This is a genomic window from Alicyclobacillus hesperidum subsp. aegles (assembly GCF_027923525.1).
Lineage (GTDB): Bacteria > Bacillota > Bacilli > Alicyclobacillales > Alicyclobacillaceae > Alicyclobacillus > Alicyclobacillus aegles.
In genome coordinates, this window is sequence record NZ_BSBJ01000072.1 from 113,717 (window position 1) to 134,951 (window position 21,235).

23 protein-coding genes and 1 other RNA gene are annotated in these 21,235 nt (G+C 55.6%); 15 read left to right on the forward strand and 9 right to left on the reverse strand.

Going from position 1 to position 21,235, the window contains the following annotated elements:
* Nucleotide 1: 1 nt before the first annotated feature.
* Complete coding sequence (locus QMF38_RS13990; RefSeq protein WP_040290375.1) at nucleotides 2–535, reverse strand: acyl-CoA thioesterase; 534 nt, start codon at nucleotides 533–535, stop codon at nucleotides 2–4.
* Nucleotides 536–761: 226 nt separating this feature from the next.
* Between QMF38_RS13990 and QMF38_RS13995 the strand changes: the two genes are divergently transcribed.
* Nucleotides 762–2,039 carry a sugar efflux transporter gene (locus QMF38_RS13995; RefSeq protein ID WP_281759791.1) on the forward strand — a complete coding sequence of 426 codons (1,278 nt, stop codon included), beginning with the start codon at nucleotides 762–764 and terminating at the stop codon, nucleotides 2,037–2,039.
* A gap of 13 nt (nucleotides 2,040–2,052) precedes the next feature.
* Here the strand turns inward: QMF38_RS13995 and QMF38_RS14000 are convergent, their stop codons facing one another.
* From QMF38_RS14000 to QMF38_RS14015, 4 genes are all read right to left on the reverse strand, one after another.
* Nucleotides 2,053–2,682, reverse strand: a complete 630-nt coding sequence (locus tag QMF38_RS14000) for a spore coat protein (RefSeq protein ID WP_040290331.1) — start codon at nucleotides 2,680–2,682, stop codon at nucleotides 2,053–2,055.
* A 185-nt stretch (nucleotides 2,683–2,867) separates the two neighbouring features.
* Nucleotides 2,868–3,046: non-coding RNA, 6S RNA (gene ssrS / locus QMF38_RS14005), on the reverse strand.
* A gap of 112 nt (nucleotides 3,047–3,158) precedes the next feature.
* Entirely contained in the window at nucleotides 3,159–4,418 is a 1,260-nt protein-coding gene (locus tag QMF38_RS14010; RefSeq protein ID WP_281759792.1) for an MFS transporter, read from the reverse strand.
* A gap of 47 nt (nucleotides 4,419–4,465) precedes the next feature.
* On the reverse strand, nucleotides 4,466–4,816 hold the full coding sequence (locus tag QMF38_RS14015; protein WP_281759793.1) for a hypothetical protein: 351 nt from the start codon (nucleotides 4,814–4,816) through the stop codon (nucleotides 4,466–4,468).
* 192 nt (nucleotides 4,817–5,008) lie between these two features.
* Here QMF38_RS14015 and QMF38_RS14020 point away from each other — a divergent pair, with 192 nt between their 5' ends.
* From QMF38_RS14020 to QMF38_RS14065, 10 genes are all read left to right on the forward strand, one after another.
* Nucleotides 5,009–5,938 (forward strand): Rossmann-like and DUF2520 domain-containing protein, encoded by a 930-nt coding sequence (locus QMF38_RS14020; protein ID WP_281759794.1) that lies wholly within the window; start codon nucleotides 5,009–5,011, stop codon nucleotides 5,936–5,938.
* Between the two features lies 1 nt (nucleotide 5,939).
* On the forward strand, nucleotides 5,940–6,809 hold the full coding sequence (gene panB, locus QMF38_RS14025; protein WP_281759795.1) for a 3-methyl-2-oxobutanoate hydroxymethyltransferase: 870 nt from the start codon (nucleotides 5,940–5,942) through the stop codon (nucleotides 6,807–6,809).
* The gene (panC, locus tag QMF38_RS14030; protein ID WP_281759796.1) at nucleotides 6,802–7,662 is read left to right on the forward strand and encodes a pantoate--beta-alanine ligase; all 861 of its coding nucleotides are present in this window, start codon (nucleotides 6,802–6,804) and stop codon (nucleotides 7,660–7,662) included. The genes panB and panC overlap by 8 nt, the downstream gene beginning before the upstream one ends.
* A 92-nt stretch (nucleotides 7,663–7,754) precedes the next feature.
* The gene (locus QMF38_RS14035) at nucleotides 7,755–9,263 is read left to right on the forward strand and encodes an MDR family MFS transporter (protein ID WP_281759797.1); all 1,509 of its coding nucleotides are present in this window, start codon (nucleotides 7,755–7,757) and stop codon (nucleotides 9,261–9,263) included.
* Between the two features lie 73 nt (nucleotides 9,264–9,336).
* Nucleotides 9,337–9,528 (forward strand): YozQ family protein, encoded by a 192-nt coding sequence (locus QMF38_RS14040; RefSeq protein WP_143027532.1) that lies wholly within the window; start codon nucleotides 9,337–9,339, stop codon nucleotides 9,526–9,528.
* 175 nt (nucleotides 9,529–9,703) lie between these two features.
* Nucleotides 9,704–9,925: a hypothetical protein gene (locus tag QMF38_RS14045; protein WP_281759798.1), complete on the forward strand. Its 222-nt coding sequence runs from the start codon at nucleotides 9,704–9,706 to the stop codon at nucleotides 9,923–9,925.
* Between the two features lie 144 nt (nucleotides 9,926–10,069).
* Nucleotides 10,070–10,576, forward strand: coding sequence for an FMN-binding protein (locus tag QMF38_RS14050; RefSeq protein ID WP_281759799.1), 507 nt, complete (start codon nucleotides 10,070–10,072; stop codon nucleotides 10,574–10,576).
* Nucleotides 10,577–10,620: 44 nt separating this feature from the next.
* Nucleotides 10,621–11,499 (forward strand): FAD:protein FMN transferase, encoded by an 879-nt coding sequence (locus QMF38_RS14055; protein WP_281759800.1) that lies wholly within the window; start codon nucleotides 10,621–10,623, stop codon nucleotides 11,497–11,499.
* Entirely contained in the window at nucleotides 11,492–12,319 is an 828-nt protein-coding gene (locus QMF38_RS14060; protein ID WP_281759801.1) for an RnfABCDGE type electron transport complex subunit D, read from the forward strand. Before QMF38_RS14055 ends, QMF38_RS14060 begins: the two co-directional genes overlap by 8 nt.
* Before the next feature lie 23 nt (nucleotides 12,320–12,342).
* On the forward strand, nucleotides 12,343–12,990 hold the full coding sequence (locus tag QMF38_RS14065) for an SGNH/GDSL hydrolase family protein (protein ID WP_281759802.1): 648 nt from the start codon (nucleotides 12,343–12,345) through the stop codon (nucleotides 12,988–12,990).
* Between the two features lie 60 nt (nucleotides 12,991–13,050).
* Here QMF38_RS14065 and QMF38_RS14070 read toward each other — a convergent pair whose 3' ends face one another.
* On the reverse strand, nucleotides 13,051–13,995 hold the full coding sequence (locus tag QMF38_RS14070) for an aldo/keto reductase (RefSeq protein ID WP_390854764.1): 945 nt from the start codon (nucleotides 13,993–13,995) through the stop codon (nucleotides 13,051–13,053).
* A gap of 346 nt (nucleotides 13,996–14,341) precedes the next feature.
* Here QMF38_RS14070 and QMF38_RS14075 point away from each other — a divergent pair, with 346 nt between their 5' ends.
* Both QMF38_RS14075 and QMF38_RS14080 read left to right on the forward strand, forming a co-directional pair.
* Entirely contained in the window at nucleotides 14,342–15,400 is a 1,059-nt protein-coding gene (locus tag QMF38_RS14075; RefSeq protein ID WP_281759804.1) for a LacI family DNA-binding transcriptional regulator, read from the forward strand.
* Between the two features lie 267 nt (nucleotides 15,401–15,667).
* Complete coding sequence (locus QMF38_RS14080; protein WP_281759805.1) at nucleotides 15,668–17,326, forward strand: ABC transporter substrate-binding protein; 1,659 nt, start codon at nucleotides 15,668–15,670, stop codon at nucleotides 17,324–17,326.
* 86 nt (nucleotides 17,327–17,412) lie between these two features.
* Here QMF38_RS14080 and QMF38_RS14085 read toward each other — a convergent pair whose 3' ends face one another.
* The 3 genes from QMF38_RS14085 to QMF38_RS14095 are packed head-to-tail and all read right to left on the reverse strand — an operon-like array spanning nucleotide 17,413 to nucleotide 19,659.
* Entirely contained in the window at nucleotides 17,413–18,096 is a 684-nt protein-coding gene (locus QMF38_RS14085; protein ID WP_058095126.1) for a ferric reductase-like transmembrane domain-containing protein, read from the reverse strand.
* On the reverse strand, nucleotides 18,081–18,998 hold the full coding sequence (locus QMF38_RS14090; RefSeq protein ID WP_058095125.1) for an FAD:protein FMN transferase: 918 nt from the start codon (nucleotides 18,996–18,998) through the stop codon (nucleotides 18,081–18,083). The genes QMF38_RS14085 and QMF38_RS14090 overlap by 16 nt, the downstream gene beginning before the upstream one ends.
* Nucleotides 18,999–19,008: 10 nt before the next feature.
* A complete protein-coding gene (locus QMF38_RS14095) occupies nucleotides 19,009–19,659 on the reverse strand; it encodes a peptidoglycan-binding domain-containing protein (RefSeq protein WP_281759806.1) in 651 nt (216 codons plus the stop codon).
* Between the two features lie 184 nt (nucleotides 19,660–19,843).
* Here QMF38_RS14095 and QMF38_RS14100 point away from each other — a divergent pair, with 184 nt between their 5' ends.
* Nucleotides 19,844–20,860 (forward strand): lactonase family protein, encoded by a 1,017-nt coding sequence (locus QMF38_RS14100; protein ID WP_058095123.1) that lies wholly within the window; start codon nucleotides 19,844–19,846, stop codon nucleotides 20,858–20,860.
* Between the two features lie 31 nt (nucleotides 20,861–20,891).
* Nucleotides 20,892–21,152 (forward strand): DUF1450 domain-containing protein, encoded by a 261-nt coding sequence (locus QMF38_RS14105; protein WP_232302310.1) that lies wholly within the window; start codon nucleotides 20,892–20,894, stop codon nucleotides 21,150–21,152.
* The last annotated feature ends 83 nt before the right edge of the window (nucleotides 21,153–21,235 follow it).

Here is a 21,235-nt window from a genome sequence, read left to right on the forward strand (position 1 = left end):
TTCAGTTGCCCATCTCCCAAAGTCGGTCAGGCCGCAGGTGTTCGGCGAGCAGTTTACTTTGTTCGCGGTGGCGCTTGCGGGCCTCGGCGCGCGCGGGGGCTGTTTCGTGCAGCTTTTTTTCTTCAGGGGACTCGGGAATCACTTTGGGTACGGGGACGGGACGGCCATCCGGGCCGAGTGCGACAAACGTCAAAAATGCGGTTGCTGCAATCATCCGCTCCCCGGTGCGCAGATGCTCGGCGACGACTTTGACGAACACCTCCATCGAGCTGCGCCCAGTCGACGTCACATACGACGTTAAGCAGACCGAGTGACCTTCGCGGATGGGAAGTAGGAAGTCGACGCTGTCGGTGGAGGCCGTGACGCATTCGGCGCGCGCGTGCCGCTCAGCCGAGATCGAAGCCACATCGTCAATATAGGCCATCAATTTGCCGCCAAACATCGTGTTATGGTCGTTCAAATCAGAGGGGAAGACCCGTAGAATCTTCGTGGCGCGCGATTCTTTGCAAAACTTTTCTTCGCGATTGGGTTCCATCTGAACCTCACCTTTCTTTAGGCTTGCTTGACCCCATTTAGGAACCATTTCATTTCCGAAAAAATTGTATCGCAGCGGGCGTGAACCAGCCAAACAGGTAAAACGGATTCAAGACCTGTCAATTTCGACAAACACACAATTTCGTCATGTTTTAACCAGATCTGCAATCGTCAAAGGCCCCCCTGGGTGCTACCATGCGTGTAGCTTAATCCGGGAGGGCTTCTGGTTGAGGTTTCGCTTGCGGTTTGTTCCGCTCAGTTCCCGCTTGCTGCCTGGCTATGGCACACTCGTTCTCGCCATCACGCTCGTCGGCATTGGGGTTTCCATCACGAGACCCTATTTGTCGTTGTTCGGCACGGACGTCGTCCATATGTCAGCGGCGGAACTCGGGCTATTCATGTGTGTCAACGGCATTGGTGGCATTTTGGCGAGTACCTGGCTTGGCAGGCTATCCGACTTGCGTGTGGCGAAAAAATACATCATGCTCGTCGCGGCAGCCTGTTCTGCCTTGGGCTATGGTAGTTTTCTCGTCATACACAGCTATTTGCCATTACTCATCGTCTCGACGGTGCTGCTCGGCCTTGGTGCCTCCGCGTTTCCCCAGTTATTCGCTTACGCGCGCGAGACGGCCAGTCGGGTGCCGGACGTCGATGCGACGTTTGCCACGTCATCACTCAGGTCGTTTTTTTCGTTGGCCTGGGTCATCGGGCCGTTATTGGGTTCCTATTTGTTGCAGGCCTATCACTTTTCTGGACTCTTTGCCGCGACAGCTTTGTTGTTTGTCGCCGTGCTCGCCATCGTCTTCTGGCGGATAGAACGGCGGCCACCTGCAGGCATTCTGGGTTCACAGCCAGTAAAGTCGTTTGCCGTGTTGCGAGATCGCCATATCGTCACCGCCTGTGTGTCGTACGTCGCCGTATATACTGCGTCCTCGATGAATGGACTGTATATGCCGCTCTTCGTGACGAAGGCGTTACACGGCTCAGACAGAATGGTTGGTTCGGTGGTCGCGCTGAGTGCGGGCCTCGAAATTCCCATTATTCTTGGGCTTGGTGCGCTAAGTGCGCGGCTTGGCAAGCGGCCGTTGTTGCTCTTCGGCTCCTTTTGCGGCGCCTTGTATTACGTCGGAGCCTGGTTTGCACAAAGGCCGTGGGAAATGCTCGCGTTGCAACTTTTTTGTGCGACGTTTATCGCCATCAGTGTGAGTATTGGCATGAGCTATATGCAGGATTTCATGCCTGATGCTCCCGGGTCTGCGACGGCGCTGTACAGCAATACGAACAACCTTGGACAGATGCTCGGCAGCTTGCTGGGTGGCGCCATCGCACAATGGGCCGGGTATCGCGAGGTGTATCTCGTGTGTGCCGCTCTGGCTGTCGTCAGTTGGCTTTTCTTGCTACGTGGCAAACGGTTCAAGGCGCAAGAGCAAAAGGCTCTACGTGCCGCCTTGACATCGCAGGATATCGAGACGACCCAAACACGGCGAGCGGCAAACGGAGATTAGTTGGCCGGGGTCATCACTGATACCGATGGCCGGGCATCGTCATGCCAGGTTGTTGCGCTTGTGGTTGCGATCCGCTCGTATACTGGGCGGCCGGCTGATGGTACGGCACCTCTTGGTAGGTTTGCGCCAGGTTTTGTACAGCTTGGGCAGGTGCCTGTTGCGCCGCATACCAGCCTTTGCGGACTGCGTATTGCCACACTTCAAACGCTTGGTGCGAGCACATCCGGAAGGCGTCCTCTAAAAATGTGCGCATCTGTACGGTGGACGTCTCGAATGCAGCCCAAGCGTATTCGCGGCCGGCCCGCTTGAGTGTCAGCAAATACGACGTCGTAATGGCGCGATCGTCCAGTTGTTGCAACTTGATTTGCGGTTGCACGGGCTGCACGGACATAGGGTGCATCGGCATGGGTTGCATAGACGGCAACGGGGGAACGTCGAGCGTATCGGTCGAACCCTGTTGCTGTTTGGCAAATTCCACTTTCATGTTGTAATCCTGCACGTGCACCGCGTAGTGCCGGGCAATCATGTCGCGCAGCTCTTGATCCTGAGCTTGGTTTAAAAAGAGCGCCATCGATTGAATCGAGTTGGTGCAGCTTAGCAAAAGCTCGTTGAGTTCGGCCATCTCGTGCGTCAACATCTGCATCGTATCATCCTCCAAAAGAGATCACTTGTTTCCTCGTCGATTAACATGTGGATCCTTTTGTGGGTTATACACGAAAAATCCGGATGGAAAGCAAACGTGTGCAGGCGATGGCGCAGGTGAAGATGCTTATGAAGAAAAACAAAAAACCGCCTCCCAATGCTTCGCACATTGAGAAACGGCTTCCTATGTACCCCGTTCTGCCGTGGGACAATCGGTTTTGAACCTGCTCTCACAGGTGGGTATCCTATCGCTTGATTCAACCTTCCACTCACGGAGGCATGGCATCTTCAAGCTGGAGTCGGATTCCCATATTACTCGCCATAGATTAAAACCAAAAAATGTCCCACCAACATCACAGGAGTTTGTGTTCGTCAGTGTAACACGTTTCGCAAGGGATCGCCAGCGAAACGGTGTGTAAATTGTTGGGTATTTAAAGGTGGCGGTTTACGTACGGTCTGGCGTACCCTGCCCGAGAGTTACGGCATGCCTTTTACACGTATGGGCCGTCGAGAAGCACCACTTTGCATCATCTTCGTTCGCCCATGCCCATCGGCGCCGACTTTTATCGCCCACATGCTGTACAATGCGGCCAACAGACACAGGCTTGCCATGAGCCCAAACACCCAGACTTGCCCAAGGGCGGATAACAGCGACACGGTGAAGGGGCCGGCGGCCACGCCTAAAAAGCGAGTGCTGGTATACACCGATGTGATGGAACCACGTTGTTCTTTGTCAATGCTTTCTGTAATAAGCGCGTCGACGGCTGGCAGAACCGCACCAATGCCAATACCGATAACACAAACGGACATGGCGAGCGAAAATGCGCCAGGTACCATCGCACCGCTGACCGAGCCGCCGCATGCGACGAACCCGCCGCCGACTGTAGCGTACTTCATGCGACGTGCGCGATCGCTGATGATATGCCCGACCAGATAGGAGGTCAAGCACAAACAGCAAAGTGGAACCGCGAGAACCAATCCCTTTAAGATGCCATCTAAGTTCCAAGTCGACTCCAGCCTGTCTGACAAATAGACAAGTGTGCCAAACAAAACGAACATGGCCGAGGCACCCATGACAAACACAGCCGATAACCAGCGCAGATGCTTGCGCAAGAGGGACAGTAACACGGCTACGCGGACTGGATGCGGGGGTTTCTCAGCATCGTGTTTAGGCACGCGGACACATAATGCAACCATGCTGCCGGAGATGAGACACAGCACAGGAATGGCGTAAAACGGCAACGAAAACACCCACATAGCCAGTGCCGCGCCAAGGATGGGGCTTAGCACTTTGCCCAACGTGTTGGACGTCTCGATGGTACCTAATGCCTTGCTCACATCTTCGTCGCGCTTTAACATATCCCCGACAAGTGGCATCGCGATGGGCATGGCTCCGGCCGATCCGGCGCCCTGGATGAAGCGTCCTGCGAGTATCCAGCCATAACTGTGCAAGAGACTGGCTCCCATGCCTGCAATCAATCCGCCCGCGGCCGTGACCCCAAGTGCAGGCAGAATGACGCGTTTGCGGCCCACCCGATCCGAGATGAATCCTGCCACAGGAATGAGGACGATCGCGATGATCGAGTACGCCGTGATGACGAGGCTACTTTGGACCGCATTAATGTGGAGCTGACGTTGAAGGATGGGGAGTACGGGGATCATCATGGCATTGCCCAGGGTTATGATGAGTGGAATCGTTGCGATGCTCACGATGCCCCACCGTTTACTTACCTGCATGGCAAATCCCCTCCCAGGCCATGCACACCGAGCGTAAGGTGCGTCGTTCAACCATGAGGGCGTTTAAAGAGAAGCGCCGACATGGCAATAATACCCACGACGTCAAAGTATGCGAGTGAGTGATCGACGACGGAATAGGGACTGGTCGCCCAGGTGACGTTTGTCCAAAACGCTGGACTTAAAATGAGATCCATCGCACACATGACGAGGATTCCCGCGCCGACGCCGCGAAAGCCTCCGAATAAGGCGATGGCACCAAGCACGACGGCCGCTGGTTCAAGTCGCAATACGCCAAACGTGGGAGCGATGGCGCACAAAATAGCGATGGAAAGTGCGATGAGCCCACATATCCGAGCGTATTTAGGTACCGAAGCAGCGGACTGTAGCCATTTCTCCATATCGATTCCCCCAAGGTGGATGATCTTCGGGTCCAAAGCGGATTCAGCAAAAGTATCCGTTTCATCTGCGACGGATGCCTTACAATCTGGTGTGCCACTGGCGAAGGCGCGCTATACCCGTTCCACCTATACTTCACACACGTTTCCACATTTTCATGGAAGATTGGTACAATTACCTGCGGAAGTGATGCCATGATAGGAGTCAAACGCGAATTGGCAGCTTATCAGCAGACGATGAAACCAGAGTCTCTTGCGATGGCCATCGTGGGCCCCGGCAGGGTGGGAACGGCTGTGGCCTGTGCTTGCCAAGAGATGGGTGCCGATATTCTCTGCGCTTTTCGCAAGGACGAGGGCAGTCGCCGCGCTTTCGCATTTCGCCAAAGGACCGGCGTGCCTGTGTTGGATTGGCGTGACGCCGCCCCGGTGGCTCGCGCTGCGGATGTGATTTGGATTACAGTTCCGGATCGCGAAATTGTGAGCGTTGCCGCACAACTGTGCGAGCTCGACGCGATCCGCCCCGGACAAATCGTCATCCATACATCGGGAGCGCTGGCGAGCACAGCCCTCGCCGCAGCTGCGGATTGCGGCGCTCGTGTGGGCAGTGTGCATCCACTGCAGACGTTTGCGGATCATGGAGATGGCGCCAAGGCATTGTCAGGTATCGCGATCGCCGTGGAGGGCCATCCCGACGTCGTGCAGGCAGCTTTTGCTTGGGCAAGGCGGTGGGGGAGCCAGCCTTTCGTGTTGGCTGCCGAGGACAAGGTCGCGTACCACGCCGCGGCGGCCCTCGCATCAAACGCCTTGGTGGCACTTTTGGCAACAGCTTCGCGGCTGGCCCCACTGCCAGACGGTGTGCGCAGCTTGTTGCCTTTGGTTCGTGGCACCATCGACAACGTGCAGCGGCTGGGCATTCCCGAGGCGCTCACTGGGCCCATCGAACGAGGCGACGTCGCAACTGTGGCGAAACACCTCGAGGTTCTCATGGGCCATCCTGAGGCGCGCGCCGTTTACCTCGCATTGGCGCGGGCAACGGTGCCTATCGCCGAGGCGAAGGGGAGCATCGGTGCGGCACAAGCTGACGAATTTATGCAATGGCTTGGATCTAAAACAGGGGGAGACTAAATTGGCAAAGAACGTAACCGTGCGAACACTCGCCAAGATGAAGCAAGCTGGCGAAAAGATTGCCATGATGACGGCGTACGACTATCCCACGGCGCACCTGTTGTCGGAAGCAGGCGTGCATATATTGTTGATTGGCGACTCGCTTGGCATGGTTGTGCAAGGGCAGACGACGACTGTCCCTGTGACGTTGGATCAGATGATTTACCATGCGAGTATGGTGTCGCGCGGCGCGACAAACGGTGCGATGGTGGTTGCCGATCTGCCGTTCTTAACCTATCAGGTGTCACCCGAAGACGCCATGCGCAGTGCAGCCCGCATAATGCAAGAAGGTGGCGTGCATGGCTTGAAGTTGGAAGGCGGCAGGGAACTGGCGCCGACGATTGCCAGACTTGTACGGGCGGGCATTCCTGTGATGGGGCATATCGGCCTCACGCCGCAGTCTGTACACGCGTTTGGCGGGTTTGCCGTGCAAGGAAAGACGGCCGATGCAGCCATGCGCATGATTGAGGATGCAAAGGCGCTTGCGGAAGCAGGGGCGTTTGCCATCGTCCTTGAGGCTGTACCTGCGGAAGTGGCCGCTGCGGTGACCGAGCAGCTCGCGATTCCCACCATCGGGATCGGCGCTGGGCCTCAGTGCGACGGTCAGGTGCTCGTCTTCCACGATTTCATCGGATACACGTCAGGGTACATCCCCAAGCACAACAAGCGGTACGCTTCCATTGCCGAGACCATCGTAACGGCTGCACGGCAGTATGTCGATGAGGTAAAAAGCGGTGCCTTCCCAGGTGAAGAGCAGACGGTTCATCTACAGGCCAGCGAACAAGAGGCGTTTCTCGATTTGTTGCAAAGAAAGGGTGAGCGTCGTGGCTAAGTCGTTTAGGCAAAGTGAAACCATTCTCGACTTGCGCCAAGCGGTCGCAGCGGCAAGAGCGAATGGCCAGCGGATCGCGCTCGTGCCGACGATGGGGTATCTGCACGAGGGCCATCTCGCGTTGGTCGAAGCCGCAAGCCTCGAGGCGGATTTTGTCGTCGTCAGCATCTTCGTCAATCCGCTGCAGTTTGGTGCCAATGAAGATTTGAGTAGCTATCCGCGCGATCTCGCCCGCGATCTGCGCTTACTCGCCGCGACCGGTCAGTGCGATGTTGCGTTCACGCCGGCGGTTGCTGAGATGTACCCGCGGCCGATGGCGACGACCGTCCAGCTCCCAGATATGGCTGCAAAGCTATGTGGGAAAACGCGTCCCGGCCATTTCGCTGGCGTTGCGACTGTCGTCTCGAAGCTATTTCACATCGTGGCACCGGATGTGGCGTGTTTTGGCCAAAAAGACGGCCAGCAACTCGCCATTATCCGTCGCATGGTCGCCGATTTGAACATGCCCATCGAGATTGTCTCCGTGCCGACGGTACGCGAGCCCGACGGGCTGGCGAAAAGTTCGCGCAATATCTACCTTTCTCCCGAGGAGCGCGATCACGCGACTATACTCTACCGCACTCTCAGCTGGGCGCGCGAGCAAATCGCGAATGGCAATCGCGATGGCAAGGCGATTGCATCCGGCATGCGTGAGCGCATTGCGGCAGATCCCATCGCTCGTCTTGATTATGCCGAGGTCGTGTCGCTTGCCGATTTGGAGTCGATCGACGTGATCGAAGGCGATGTTATGCTCGCGGTGGCGGCGTATTTCGGCAAGGCGCGACTGATCGACAATCTACAGTTAAACGTTTGACGATGCTGTAAAAACCACTTGAAAATGTATAGGGAGTCCGGTATGGTGAGGCGGCGAGTTGTTTACGAATGAATTGAGGAGGGAAATCTCGAGTGCGACACACAAACCGCCAAATGGTGACGGTTGCGATGTTGGTCGCCGTGTTCCTCGTCGCTATCGACGTCACGGTCGTCAGTACGGCGATGCCACACATCGTGCGCGAATTGCACGGTCTTAGCCTTTATAGTTGGGTGTTTGCCATTTATACCTTGACAACCAGTGTGACGACGCCCATTTACGGAAAGTTGGCCGATCTCTTTGGCCGGAAAGTCATATTTAGCATTGGTGTTATTTTATTCGTTCTCGGTTCTGCGCTTTCCGGTGCTTCACAGAACATGACGGAATTGGTCTGGTTTCGCGCGTTCCAAGGGATTGGTGCCGGCGCCGTGATGCCCATCACGTTCACCATCATCGGCGACCTCTTTCCTGGCGAACAGCGCGCGCGTATGCAAGGGTTATTCAGCTCCGTATGGGGTGTGGCTGGGCTGCTCGGACCTCTTGTCGGTGGGTTGTTTGTCGATCACGTCAGCTGGCGCTGGATCTTCTATATCAACGTGCCGGTAGGTGCTGTGTCGTTTGTCCTAGTTCTCTTGTTCTTGCATGAAAAGTTTGAACGGCACGCCAAATCTATCGATTATCTTGGGGCGGCCGTCTTCACCGTCGGCGTATCTGCTTTACTGTACGCGCTGTTGAATGGTGGCGGTCAATACGCGTGGGATAGCGGTACCATCATCGGTCTGTTTGTCGCGGCTGCAGTTTTTCTTGCAGGTTTCGTCTGGATCGAGCGAGTGGCAAAAGAGCCGATGTTGCCACTGAGCCTATTTTCGAACCCGGTCATCGCCGTATCAAACATCATCGGCTTTCTTTCGAGTTTCGTGTTGATTGGCGCCAACGTCTATCTGCCCATGTGGATCCAAACCATACTTGGCCACAGTGCAACCAGCTCGGGTCTCACCCTGATGCCAATGTCGATTGCCTGGCCGCTTGGCTCGACGTTCGCCGGTCGTTTCATGTATCGGGTGGGAGCAAAGCGGACCACGGTCATTGGCGCCATTTTAGTAGCCTGTGCAACGCTCTGGTTGTTGGCCGTCGCGTTACACTCGCCCTATTGGTTCTTTGTCGGCATCATGGTGGTCATGGGCCTTGGTATGGGCTACGTGACGACTCCGACGACGGTCATGATTCAATCGGCGGTGCCGTGGCAAATGCGTGGTGCGGCGACTGGTTCGAACCAGTTCTCGCGATCTCTCGGGCAAACCATCGGGGTCACGGTCTTTGGGGCACTCTTTAACGCAGGAGTTCAAGATTACGCCGCGCGACATGCAAATGGGTTAGCAGGGCTCAGTTCAAGCCGGCTCACGGGTATTCTGAACCAACTCAGCGGTGGGGGTTCGGCGACAGGCCTCTCGGCAGGCCTAAAGGCGTTTGTCGATCAAATGCTCGCTCACGCCTTACACCATATTTTCATCACGATGTTCGGCATCGGGTTGCTGACGCTTGTCGTCTCTTGGTTCCTCCCTTCGCACCAAAAGGTGATGGAACAGCAGAAGCAGGTCGCATAAGCCTGTGGTATGGATTGTCCATTCCCGGCTACACTACGTGTGACGATCACATTCGGTAGACGGGGGGATGCCTGTGAAGAGGCCGTATGTGCCAGAGGTGGAAGTTGACCATCGTTTGCACGACGATGGTGAAGGTCTGCGCGTGACGCGCGAGCAGATCCGAGATGTCTACTTTGCCGGCACCAGTGACGGCATCGTCTTTCTTGACGAGGGCCGCGTACGGAATTTGCAGGCGACAGCCGGCATCCCGGATGACGTCGAATGAGGATTGTCTGAACACAGGGCGGACTGGCCATCACGTGTGGCGAGCCGCCCTGTTTTGCGTCTTCTTGCCGCCGTTCGGCGTTTTGTCCATGTCAATCCGGGACAAGGCCGCATTGTATACGGTGTGTTCGCTTCCATGGGGCGGGCACAAATGGCAGGAAGGCAGGTGAAGGAACGTGAAAACGGCAACCGTGGTTTTGACCATTGACAACCGGACGAATCGGGTCCTGCGCTCCATCAGCAGTGCAGGGGCTCCGAAGTTCCGCCGTGGTGCGCTGGCGCGCACGGCCATCTATCGCCTCTTGCACAACGGCTACGTCGAGGCGTCGAGCTTTGAGGGCAAGTTCTACACTGTCCTTGGCTTCGTCGAAGAAACCGAAACAGGCATCGAGGAATAACCTGGAACAGGCGAGGAGGCCGACCTTTGGGGTCGGCCTCTTTGTCGTACGCATTTCCCTACATGTCGTTAAACCGCCAATCGTTTTTCAATCTAGGCAGGCTATACTGGTTAATGTTTATTCATGTGGGGGCGGGTGTTGTGGATGGCCAAGCAAATGAGCAAGCAGCTCATTGCCATGTGCACGGTAGCGCTCGGCGCAATGTATGCAGCGGGCTATGCCGTCACCGCACCATTTGCAGATCAACCGGTGGCCGGCGTGCCAAACGGATCGAATACAACGCAGCAACGCGCCGAGTCTGCTTTGACGGACAAGACAAACGATGCAACCACAAACGGCAGCGGCGGGACAAGCTCCGTGAAATCGGCCAAGTACATAGATGGTACGTATCAAGGCACGGGATCCGATCAAATAGGCACGGTCGACGTGGCGGTGACCATCCGGAACGGCAAGATTGTGCGGGTGGAGATCACTGAGTGCGACACGCATTATCCGCAAAGCGATATCGATCCCGTGCTGCCAAACGAAGTGATTGCGAAGCAGAGCGCCAATGTGGACTTCGTCTCTGGCGCTACGCTCAGTTCGTACGCGTTCGCGATGGCTGTCCAACAGGCCCTGAGTCAGGCCCAGAATCCAAACGACAAAGGGTGATGCAAATGGGGCGGCCGGCCTTAGTACAAAAGGAGTTCGTCGCGATGGACACGCGTGTTGCCATCACTGGGGTTTCGCGAGCGCATTCAGAAGACGCCATCAGACAGCGCATCGACAACGCAATCACGCTGTTTTATGACGTCGAAGCGAGTTGTTCGCGGTTTCGGCCTGACAGCGAGGTGAGGCGGTTGCTTCTGTGCGTCGGCGAACCTGTTGCGGTGTCGCCTTTGTTGTATCACCCGCTGCGGTTTGCGCTGACAATCGCCGATATCACCGCGGGTCGCTTCGATCCCGCCGTCGGCCGCCGCATGGAGCAGCTTGGTTTTGTGGTCGACTATCAGTCCGGTCGTTCTATCGCGAGCTCATCTGCGCCGGAAGACGCGTCGTACCGGGACATCGAATTGGACGACGAGCACCAGACGGTCACGTTGCATAGACCTGTTGTTATCGATCTCGGTGCTGTCGCCAAGGGGTTTGCCGTCGATCTTGCTGCCTTGCAACTGCAGGCACTCGACGGGTTTGTGATCGATGCAGGTGGCGACATTTACGCCGGCGGAGTTCGCCCGAGCGGCGAGCCGTGGCGGGTAGGGATCCGGCATCCGCGCATCCCTGACGCCATGGTGACGACATTAGCCATATCCAATCGCGCGGTCTGCACATCGGGCGATTACGAGCGAAGAAGTCCTGTTGTACCAGACGCATCGCACATTGTGTTGCCGAGGGGCGGGGGCAAGACGCCGATAAGTGCGACTGTGATCGCCCCCTATGCCATGATGGCGGATGCTTTATCGACCGCGGCGATGCTCCTGCAGCCCGACGAGGGACGAGCCCTACTTACCGATTGCGGTGCCGAAGGGTTGCTTATCATGCCAGACTTATCAACTTGTTGCACGGACAGGTGGGAGGTGTACATCCATGAGTGAAACGCGGACGGTACCGCTAGAGCGGCGGCGGCGCACAGGTCTTATGCGCTATTTGCGGACGCCAAAAGGGTTGGTACTCACGCTGTTGTGTCTGTTATTGTGCATAGGCGCCATCGACAGTGGAACGCTGCACGGTATTTTCAACGTCTGTGTCGCGGTCATCACTGCTGTTGTCTGCGATACCATCGCGCTTTGGTTGCAGCGCTACCCCATCCGCTTGTCTGACGGTGGGCTGGTGACGGCCCTGATCGTCGGGCTGGTGCTTGCCGCAGACACGCCGATTGCAGTTGTGATCGCGACGACGGCCATCGCCATCGCGTCCAAGCATGTGCTGAGAATTGGCCGCAAACCCATCTTCAACCCGGCGGCGGTCGGCCTGCTTGCCGCGATTGTGGGGTTTCACGCAAGCGAAAGTTGGTGGGGGGATTTGTCCGCGATGCCAGCGTGGAGCGCCGCGATCGTGCTTGTCGTTGGTTACGCCATCGTCCAACGCGTCAACAAGTTCCCGCAATTCTTCTCCTTTTTTGCAGTCTATTTAGCCTTTTTTGCGTTCGAAGGCGCTTTTCACGTCGCCTTGGCTGCGGATGCGTTTCGCAACCCTATCATCAACTCCGCTTTGTTCCTAGCGTGTTTTATGTTGACGGATCCGCCCACTTCACCGGCGCGCTATCGGCATCAGATTGGCTTTGGTGCCATCTCGGCCATCGTCAGCGGTCTCATCTATCTGACGTTTGGCGGCCTTTCGTATTTATTCATCGGCCTCCTCTCGGCAAATCTGTGGAAGCTTTGGATAACGCGTCAGAAAAGTGTGATAGGATAGGTAGGAACGGAGGCGAATATGGGATGCGCTTAGAAGCAAACAGCAAACTCGTGATGATTGGCGACTCCATCACTGACTGTGGCCGCCAGCAACCGATTGGCGAAGCGCCCCGCGGAGGGCTTGGTTTTGGCTATGTTGCGTTCGTCGACGGTATGCTACAGGCACTATATCCAGACCGGCCGATACGTGTCGTCAACGTCGGGACGAGTGGCAACACCGTGGTCGACTTGCAAGAGCGCTGGCAGCGCGACGTGATCGATCAACGCCCTGACTACGTGTCGGTGATGATAGGCGTCAACGATGTTTGGCGGCAGTTTGACGCGCGCCTATTGTACGAGAACCATGTCAGCCTGGATCGCTACCGAGAGACATTGCGTTCCCTTGTGGCGAAGACGCTCCCGCGCGTTAAGGAGATGTTCTTGTTAAGCCCATTTTTCCTCGAGCCCAACCGCAGCGATCCGATGCGTGCCATGGTGGACGCATATGCGGCTGCGATGAAAACGGTTGCTGATGAGACCGGCGCGACGTTCATCGACGTGCAGGCCGAATTCGATGAGCGCCTGCAACATCTGAACACATGGAGCTGGTCTGGCGATCGCGTCCATCCATACATCAATGGGCACATGGTCATTGCCAGGGCATTTTTGCGTGAAATTGGCGCGCAATGCTAGGCATCATGAATGGTTATCGGCGCCGGGAGATACGCACCCGGCGCCGATTGGCCAATTCACTTACCAGGCATAGGCTTCGGGCGCAGGCTTGCCCGGGCCAGGGAAGATTTCCTGTAGACGTTCCATCACGTCGTCGGTCAGCTTGACTTCGACGGCGCGCAGCGAGTCCTCAAGCTGCTCTATCGTCCGCGGTCCAATGATGGGAGCCGTGACGGCTGGATTGGCAAGAAGCCAGGCGAGCGCAATCACATCTTGAGGTTCACCGAGTTCGTCGGCCAATTTCTTGAACGCTTCCAATTGGGCTCGGTGTTTCTCGACTTCCGCATGTGCGCGCGCACTGCGCGATCCGGTCCGATTCAAAGCATTGCGCCCGAGCAAACCGCCGCCCAGCGGGCTCCAAGGAATGACGCCGATGCCGTGTGCCTGTGCACTCGGCAACACTTCAAGTTCCGGTTCACGACACAGCAAGTGGTATTTATGTTGTTCGGAGACGAGTCCGAGGAAGTTGCGCTGTTTTGCGGCAGCTTGGGCGACAGCCAAATGCCATCCGGCAAAGTTACTTGCACCTACATAACCAATTTTGCCTTGGTAAACGGCAACTTCGAAGGCACCCCAGAGTTCGTCCCAGGTGACACGCAAATCGACGTGGTGCATTTGATACAGCTCAATATGATCGGTCTGCAGGCGTCGCAAGGAGCCCTCGAGGTGTCGACGAATTTTGTAGGCCGAAAGGCCGCGTCCCTCATTCGGTCCATCGAGTGGATCTTCCATGATGTTGTAAACCTTGGTCGCGAGTACAACCCGTTCGCGGCGCCCACCTCCCTGCGCGAACCAACGGCCGATAATTTCCTCTGTCCGGCCACGGTGACCTTCGCCACCGTACACGTTCGCAGTATCGAAAAAGTTGATCCCAGCGTCGAGCGCTGCGTCCATAATGCGAAATGCGTCCTTTTCATCGGTTTCGGGTCCGAAGTTCATTGTGCCAAGGCACAGTCGGCTGACCATCAGCCCAGTTCGGCCAAGCTTGGTAAATTCCACACAAGACACCTCTTTCGCATCGTGATATCATGTCTATCAATAGCACGTTCGGGTAACGCTTTCAAATATGAATCGGCGAGAAAATTGGAAAGCGCGAAAATTTCTCATAAATAGCAGCTCATGAAAAGGGATTTGCTTGCGATTCACGAAGGTATACAATGTGACTAAGAGGTGCCGAAAGCGATTTCGGACGTTGCTTGAGCGCGCCAGAGGATCATGCTGGCAGGCATTTAGAAAGCTTGATTTGCGCAACGGGCCAAAGCACAGCTGGGGCTGGGTGATTGACACTACAGAGAAAAAGGAAGTTGTTGCAATGACCACTATCTATGATATTGCGAGGCGAGCTGGCGTATCGGCTACGACTGTCTCCAAGGTCTTAAATGGATATCCCGATGTCAGTGCCAAGACGCGCGAAAAAGTGCAACGCATCACCAATGAACTCGGTTACCAGCCGAGTGCGGCCGCACGCGGTCTGGTCACGCGCAGATCGATGTCCATCGGTGTTTTCTTTCAAGATGAATCGGGGATGGGTTTTCGCCATCCGTTCTTGCACGATATCATTGCCAGTTTTCAGGATGTCGTGGGTGCAAGCGGTTACGATGTGCTCTTTTTCTCGCCCACCAACGGATCGAAAACGCCACAAGGGTTTGAGGCCCGGGCGCGCCACCGCGATGTCGATGGGCTATTTTTGCTCGGCGTACCCCGTACATCGCCAGGGCTGACCTCGCTTTCCCGTAGCCGTATTCCCATCATCTCGGTCGATCTCGACCTTTTAGGCTCTCGTGCCAGCTATCTGGTGTCCGACAATATTGGCGGCGCCCGCGTGGCTGTAAGCCACCTCGCCGAACTGGGGCATCGTTATATCGGTTTCGTCGGCGACAGAACGGGGACAAAACCTGGACATGACAGGACACTGGGGTATCATCAAGCGATGCAGGAACTCGGTCTGCCATTTCGTGCAGAATGGGTCTTGGAGGGGGACTTTACCGAAGAATCGGGCTATGAAGCCATGCAGAGAATGCTCGCCTTGCCGGAAATGCCAACGGCGGTTTTTTTCGCTTCGGATATGATGGCCATTGGCGCAATGCGGGCTTTGCGCGAGGCGGGGTTGACGCCTGGGGACGACGTTTCGTTAGTTGGCTTTGACGATGTCCAGCTTGCCGCGTATGTCACACCGGCCTTGACCACCATTCGTCAGAATAAAGAGGAGATGGGCCGCATGGCAGGGCACGAGTTACTTGAGCTCATGCAGAACCCGAACAAACCTCCGGCTGTGTTGACGGTTCCTATCGAATTGGTGGTCCGTTCGAGTGTCAAAAGAATTGGTATTGGTTCAGCTCCGCAACTTTCAGCAAGCCTTCGCAGGGCGTAATCGCTTTCGAGTCATTCCCGTCTTTCTACTGATCTAATCATGTTTAGAGAGAGACGGGAATATCAAGATTCCGTTCAAAATCCCTATTTGCCATTTGAAAATTTTCTTTTGCCGGCATATTGAAAGCGCTTTATGACAAGTGCTAAGATGTTGTCGTCAGAAATCTTATCCAACAGGAGGGGGTAGCTGGCAGGTAATTCGAAAGCGGTTTCTATTGTGGCTATCTAGAAATCACTTGATTACGACAAAGATTGTAGGGGGATTCATATGTCAAAAAAGGCATGGGCAGTCGCATTAACAGCGCCTGCGGCGGCGCTGATCGCCCTCTCGGGGCTTGCTACGACAGCTTCTGCAGCATCTGCACCAACCACGTTGACGGTCGTGCCAAACGTGTTGGCTACCTGGCAGGACAACTTCAATCCGTTTGCCGGCACCAACAGCGTTTCCGGTACTTTGGGTAATATTTACGAAACCCTTTTCTATTTCGACAACACGACTGGCAAGCAGTTTGACTTGCTCGGCAAAAGTTTCACGTTCAGCAACGGCAACAAGACGTTGACCGTCAACCTGCAAACGAAGGCGAAGTGGACGGACGGAAAGCCGTTCACCGCACAGGATGTGGTCTTCACCTTCGATGAGTTGAAGAAGTACCCTGACGCCGACACCAATGGCATCTGGCAACAGTTGTCCAGCGTGAAAGCGGAAGGAAACTACAAAGTCGTCTTCCAGTTTAAGCAACCCAATATTCCCTTTGCAGAGCAGTACGTGCTTGGCGGTACATACATCGTACCTCAACATGAATGGGCGAACCTTGGCGACCCCGCCAAAGCCAAAATCACGCACGATAAGGCAATCGGTACAGGCCCGTTCAAGTTGATGTCCTTCTCGACGCAAGACGTCAAATACGAAGCCAATCCAAGCTATTACAACGGGGCTCCGAAGGTTCAAATTCTGAGCTATCCAGCGTACGCGACCAACCAAGCTGCCGATCTCGCTCTAGCCAGCGGGCAAATCCAGTACGCAGGTATCAACATCCCGGACATTCAGAAGACGTTTGTGGCGGCAAATCCGAAGCACAATCACTACTACTTTCCGCCCAACAACCCAGTGGAGCTGTACCCGAATTTGAACAATCCGCTATTGGCACAACTCCCGGTGCGCGAGGCCATCAGCGCGGCTATCAATCGGACACAGCTGTCGGTAAAAGGAGAAACGGGATACGAGAGCGTCGCATCTCCCAATGGCCTCGTATTGCCGCCGCAGAAGTCTTGGCTTGATCCGAAATTGCCAGCCGCCGACAAAACATTCACACAGAGCGATGCGAAGGCGGTCAAGCTGTTGACTGCGGCCGGTTTTAAAAAGGACAAGAACGGCATTTTCGCGAAAAACGGCAAAGAATTGTCGTTTAATCTCTTGGTTGTCGCCGGTTGGAGCGATTGGGACGAAGACGCGTTGCTGATCAAGCAAGATCTTCAGAAGATTGGTATCAACGTCAACGTCCAGCAGGAACAGTATTCGGCATACTACAACCAGATCGATCCTGGCGCAGGGCAGAAGCCAACCTACGATCTCGCCATCTCCTGGACGAATGTCGGCCCAACGCCATACACCTTGTATTACGACATGCTGGACTCGAACGGCTCGTTTAATATCGAGGGGTACAAGAACGCGACGGTCGATGCGGCCCTGTCGGACTTCTCCAAGACGACAAACGTCACGCAACAGAAGAACGATATCTACAAGATTGAGAAGATTGCCGCCGAGCAACTGCCGGTTATTCCACTTCTCAACGGTGCGTTGTGGTATGAGTACAACGACGCACAATTCACGGGCTGGTCAACACAAAGCAACCTCTGGATTGATCCATCGCCGTACAATTATCAGTCGGCAGCCATTGTCATGGATCATCTTAAGCCCATTGGTTAAGTCGCCAGATCAAAACAGCGCCGGACGAAGTTCATCCGGCGCTGTTTGTCTACATTGTGGCTGCGCACGGTTCATCTGCGACGTGATCACACTGGGCGCGTATGCTCTTTCGATTTCAGAGACTGCCGGCGAGATCGCGCCGCGAAGAGCCGACGCCCGAACACCAGCAAAAACAAGGCGCTCGGCACTGCATAGATCAAAATCGCCCATGGCTTTCCTGTATCCGTGCCTGAGAAGAGCCCATGCAGTGTGACGGCGATGAACATGGGGAACGCGAGGACGTGGATCGTTCGCCAGACCTTGGCGTTTAGCTTCTCCCGAAAATAGGATGTGACGATGAGCAAAATCCATCCATACATGACGAGAATACCTAGGCCAACGGCGAGTGCGCGATAGCCTGCATCAAACGGAATGAACAGCGATGGCAGCGGGAACGGCACCATGGTATCGGCATGCAGACCCCATAAGTGAAAGAAAAGAAACGGAAACACAAGCAGGGCAGAAAACTGGTGTAGCTGCGTCGTCAGTTTACGCAACTTCCACCGGTCAAAAAGTCCGGTTGAACTCGACGCCCCAAGCAATACTGCAATCGCCAGCAAGATATACGCCGTCATACCAGACGCCCTCGCAACGTACCAGTGCATCCGATTGGCAGATGCCGGCGCCGGGTCTGTGAGAAAAACCAGTGCATACGATCCCGCGATGACGGCAGCGACAACCACCCATGTATAGATAAAAGGCAATCGCTGTGGCTTTACAATGAGTTGCATCGATGTACGACCTCCCGCGAACTCGTGATGAGCACCCACTCATCGCAATCCTGCTGGGACAGCCAATTTTGGCCCAGCTCAAAACCTAGTAAAAGGGCTACCTTTGCCTGTACCTCAGCGCGAACCAAGTCGCGATGTACAATCGTACAGGAGACGACATCGCTCTCGGTGGGTAGACCTGTAAATGGATCGAGCAGATGGTGTGCAGGCCCGTTTGTCGTCATCCAGCGCCGGCGGTATGTCCCACTTGTCGCCACGGCGCGATCGCGCACAGAAAGGGTCAACGAGGTTGCCTGTGGGGCAAACGGATCCTGCACCCCAATGGTCCACGGCTCGTCCCCGTTCATGCCGCGGCAAACCATGTCACCACCCGCGTTGCAAATGAATGCAGTCAGTCCCGCTTGTTCGAGCCACTGTGCGGCTTGCCTGACAATCCATCCTTTCCCGATACCTCCCAGATCGACTTCGTACCCCGGTTCAAGACGGGCACGCGAGGCCGTGGCATGGAGGGTGAGGGGTGAATCGCTGGGGGCGATGCGATCGCTGACCTCCAGTGGACGATAGGTGACGGTCAATTGCTCGAACGACAAATCGTAGCCTATACGGCGAATGTCTTCCCCGAGATATGGATCAAACCAGCCGTGCGTTTCGGCGAACGCCTGGTCGGCAAGTCGGAGCACTGCGGCGAGACGAGGATCGACGTCCACCCAATGGCCGTTCGTGCGGTTGAACCGGGATAGTGCACTGTCTGGGTGAAAGCGAGTCAGAATCGACTCCCATTCGGAGATGAGTCGTTGTACGCCGTCTGCCAACAGCTCACCGACGTCATCCGGCACATGGTACACGTCGGGTACATGCACCGTGACGTCCGTGCCCATCGCCCGAAACCGTGCAATGTCCATCTTGCCCACCTCAAGATGCCGAGGTGATGGCACTTGGTGGAGTTTGCACAGAGCTTGCCGGCGGCACGTAGGTACTGGATGTGTTGGAACTGTTCGATCCGCCGCTTTGTGCGCTTTGTGCAGCTGGCTGCTGGACAGTCGGCGCCTGAGTCGTTTGTGTAGATTGCTGTTGGGTTGGTTGTTGGCTTGCCACTGACTGTGTGCGTTGAGTGCGTAGGGCTTTCTGTAGCGCTTGTAAGGTCTTGCGATCCACGGTACCTGTTTCAGGCAAGCCCACAGACGATTGAAAGGCTGAGACAGCCTGCTCCGTAATGGGGCCATAGTCGCCCGTCACGGCATACGAGAAAAATCCCAAAGTGGTGAGTTCTTGTTGGAGTGCTTTGACTTTGCTACCGGTATCGCCGACCTGTAATACAGTATCGTTCGAGACATGACTGCTGATTGTGTGAACCGTGCTTGTTGTCGATCGGGGTTGCGCGTGAGCCGCACTGTGTGTGGAAGTCGTCGTGGCTTGTGTCGACGCACCTCCCGCAATAGCGTGCCAAATCGCAAAAAAACCACCAAACGACACGGCTGGTAGCGTCCACGACAGTCCCGCCAGCCACCGGCGAATGCGCCTTTCGCGTTGTTGGTTGGCCAGTTTTCGCTCCTCAGGTGTCATGCCTAATCCTCCTCACATGTCTGTAGCGGGTGGGGCTCTGCCTCCAAGCATCGCATCGCAACCTTGAATTTGAATTTGATTGACCGCGCTCGCGATGCGGAGCGTTTGGCATGGATGCGTGGGCGAGGTATGATCAACGAAACATTATGTAGACGTGTAGCAGAACGGATGGGAGAGCGATCATGTGACAACTGTATTTATCGGTACATATGGGGGAGAAGACGACCAGTCCATTCAGATTCTTCAATTTGATCCACAAACGGCTAAGCTAAGGCTGACGGGCGGTATATCGGGAATCGCAGCGCCTTCCTATCTCTTGTATAACCAAGCGAGGCGCTGCCTGTATGCTGTCAGCGAAACGGCGAACGGCCACGTCGCAGCATACCGCTATGAGCCGTCGGCACAAGTTTTAACGCCGCTCAATCGCCAATTGGCTAATGGTGATTCGCCTTGCCATCTCGCCTTTGGCGAAACAGATGTCGTTTATGTATCTAACTACATGTCTGGTAGCATCTCTTTGCTACCCATTCACGACAGCGGGTGGCTCGAACCTGCTGCACAGGTGGTGCGTTTTTTTGGAAATGGGCCCAACAGCGAGCGCCAAGAAGGCCCCCATGCGCACTCTGTCGCCATCGATCCGCTGACCAAACGCGCCTTTGCTGCGGATCTCGGCACTGATCGCATTCACGTCTACGAGCAGAGCGGGCGATATCTTGTCTATTGCGACGAGATCGTCCTGCCACCTGGAACCGGGCCGCGCCATATGGCGTTCTCTGCGACTGGAGAGGTGTTGTACGTCGTCGGTGAGTTGAATGCCACAGTCAATGTGTTTACGCGTGCCGCGCAAACGTTCAAACTTGCCCAAGTATTGCCGCTTTATGGCGATCCAGCGAGTGTGCGGTGGGCGGCCCATCTTCAACTCAATGCGCGGGAGACGTGCTTGTATGTCACAAATCGCGGTGCGGACACCTTAAGCGTCTTTGGGATCCAATCAGATGGGCAATTGCAACCCATGTACGAGGTGTCGGCAGGCGGCAAGACACCACGTCACTTCTGCTTGTTGCCGGATGACCGCCATCTCCTCATCGCCTACCAGGACGATGACGCGATTGGCGTGTTTGCCATCGACGAAAGGGGCAAACCTGTGGACACAAGGTTGCGCTATCACGTAAAAAAGCCAGTTTGTGTGCTGTCGGTGTAAGGAAAGTGACTTCGGAAGGGAGTGCGGTGTGGTGTACGGCGTGATCGTGGTCGAGGTATGTGTGAGCAATCCGCTGAGCGCCTACCCGCTCGCAGCACTGGAGGAAGAATTTCCGGGAGTTTCTGTCTTGGAAAGCGAGTGCCTGAGTTTGTGTGGGCTCTGTCAGCATAACGCGTATGCATACGTCAATGGCAAACTGGTTTTCGCGAAGGATGCGAAAACGTGCTACGAACGATTGCGCCAGCGCATTGCAGAAGAACAGGCGTGGTTGTTGGACGAACCTGAATCGTAACGTGCAAACTGTAGCGACGGGTGACGGACGCCTTTCTGTAAGGCGCCCGCCCCGTCTTTTTTCAGATACTCCTACAATAAAGC

What these genes read in the sequence shown, in the direction of transcription:
- QMF38_RS13990 (WP_040290375.1), bottom strand. Translation starts at nt 535, where the DNA reads ATGGAACCCAATCGCGAAGAAAAGTTTTGCAAAGAATCGCGCGCCACG.
- QMF38_RS14000 (WP_040290331.1), bottom strand. Translation starts at nt 2,682, where the DNA reads ATGCAGATGTTGACGCACGAGATGGCCGAACTCAACGAGCTTTTGCTA.
- QMF38_RS14010 (WP_281759792.1), bottom strand. Translation starts at nt 4,418, where the DNA reads ATGCAGGTAAGTAAACGGTGGGGCATCGTGAGCATCGCAACGATTCCA.
- QMF38_RS14015 (WP_281759793.1), bottom strand. Translation starts at nt 4,816, where the DNA reads ATGGAGAAATGGCTACAGTCCGCTGCTTCGGTACCTAAATACGCTCGG.
- QMF38_RS14020 (WP_281759794.1), top strand. Translation starts at nt 5,009, where the DNA reads ATGATAGGAGTCAAACGCGAATTGGCAGCTTATCAGCAGACGATGAAA.
- QMF38_RS14050 (WP_281759799.1), top strand. Translation starts at nt 10,070, where the DNA reads ATGGCCAAGCAAATGAGCAAGCAGCTCATTGCCATGTGCACGGTAGCG.
- QMF38_RS14055 (WP_281759800.1), top strand. Translation starts at nt 10,621, where the DNA reads ATGGACACGCGTGTTGCCATCACTGGGGTTTCGCGAGCGCATTCAGAA.
- QMF38_RS14060 (WP_281759801.1), top strand. Translation starts at nt 11,492, where the DNA reads ATGAGTGAAACGCGGACGGTACCGCTAGAGCGGCGGCGGCGCACAGGT.
- QMF38_RS14065 (WP_281759802.1), top strand. Translation starts at nt 12,343, where the DNA reads ATGCGCTTAGAAGCAAACAGCAAACTCGTGATGATTGGCGACTCCATC.
- QMF38_RS14070 (WP_390854764.1), bottom strand. Translation starts at nt 13,995, where the DNA reads ATGGTCAGCCGACTGTGCCTTGGCACAATGAACTTCGGACCCGAAACC.
- QMF38_RS14075 (WP_281759804.1), top strand. Translation starts at nt 14,342, where the DNA reads ATGACCACTATCTATGATATTGCGAGGCGAGCTGGCGTATCGGCTACG.
- QMF38_RS14080 (WP_281759805.1), top strand. Translation starts at nt 15,668, where the DNA reads ATGTCAAAAAAGGCATGGGCAGTCGCATTAACAGCGCCTGCGGCGGCG.
- QMF38_RS14085 (WP_058095126.1), bottom strand. Translation starts at nt 18,096, where the DNA reads ATGCAACTCATTGTAAAGCCACAGCGATTGCCTTTTATCTATACATGG.
- QMF38_RS14090 (WP_058095125.1), bottom strand. Translation starts at nt 18,998, where the DNA reads ATGGACATTGCACGGTTTCGGGCGATGGGCACGGACGTCACGGTGCAT.
- QMF38_RS14095 (WP_281759806.1), bottom strand. Translation starts at nt 19,659, where the DNA reads ATGACACCTGAGGAGCGAAAACTGGCCAACCAACAACGCGAAAGGCGC.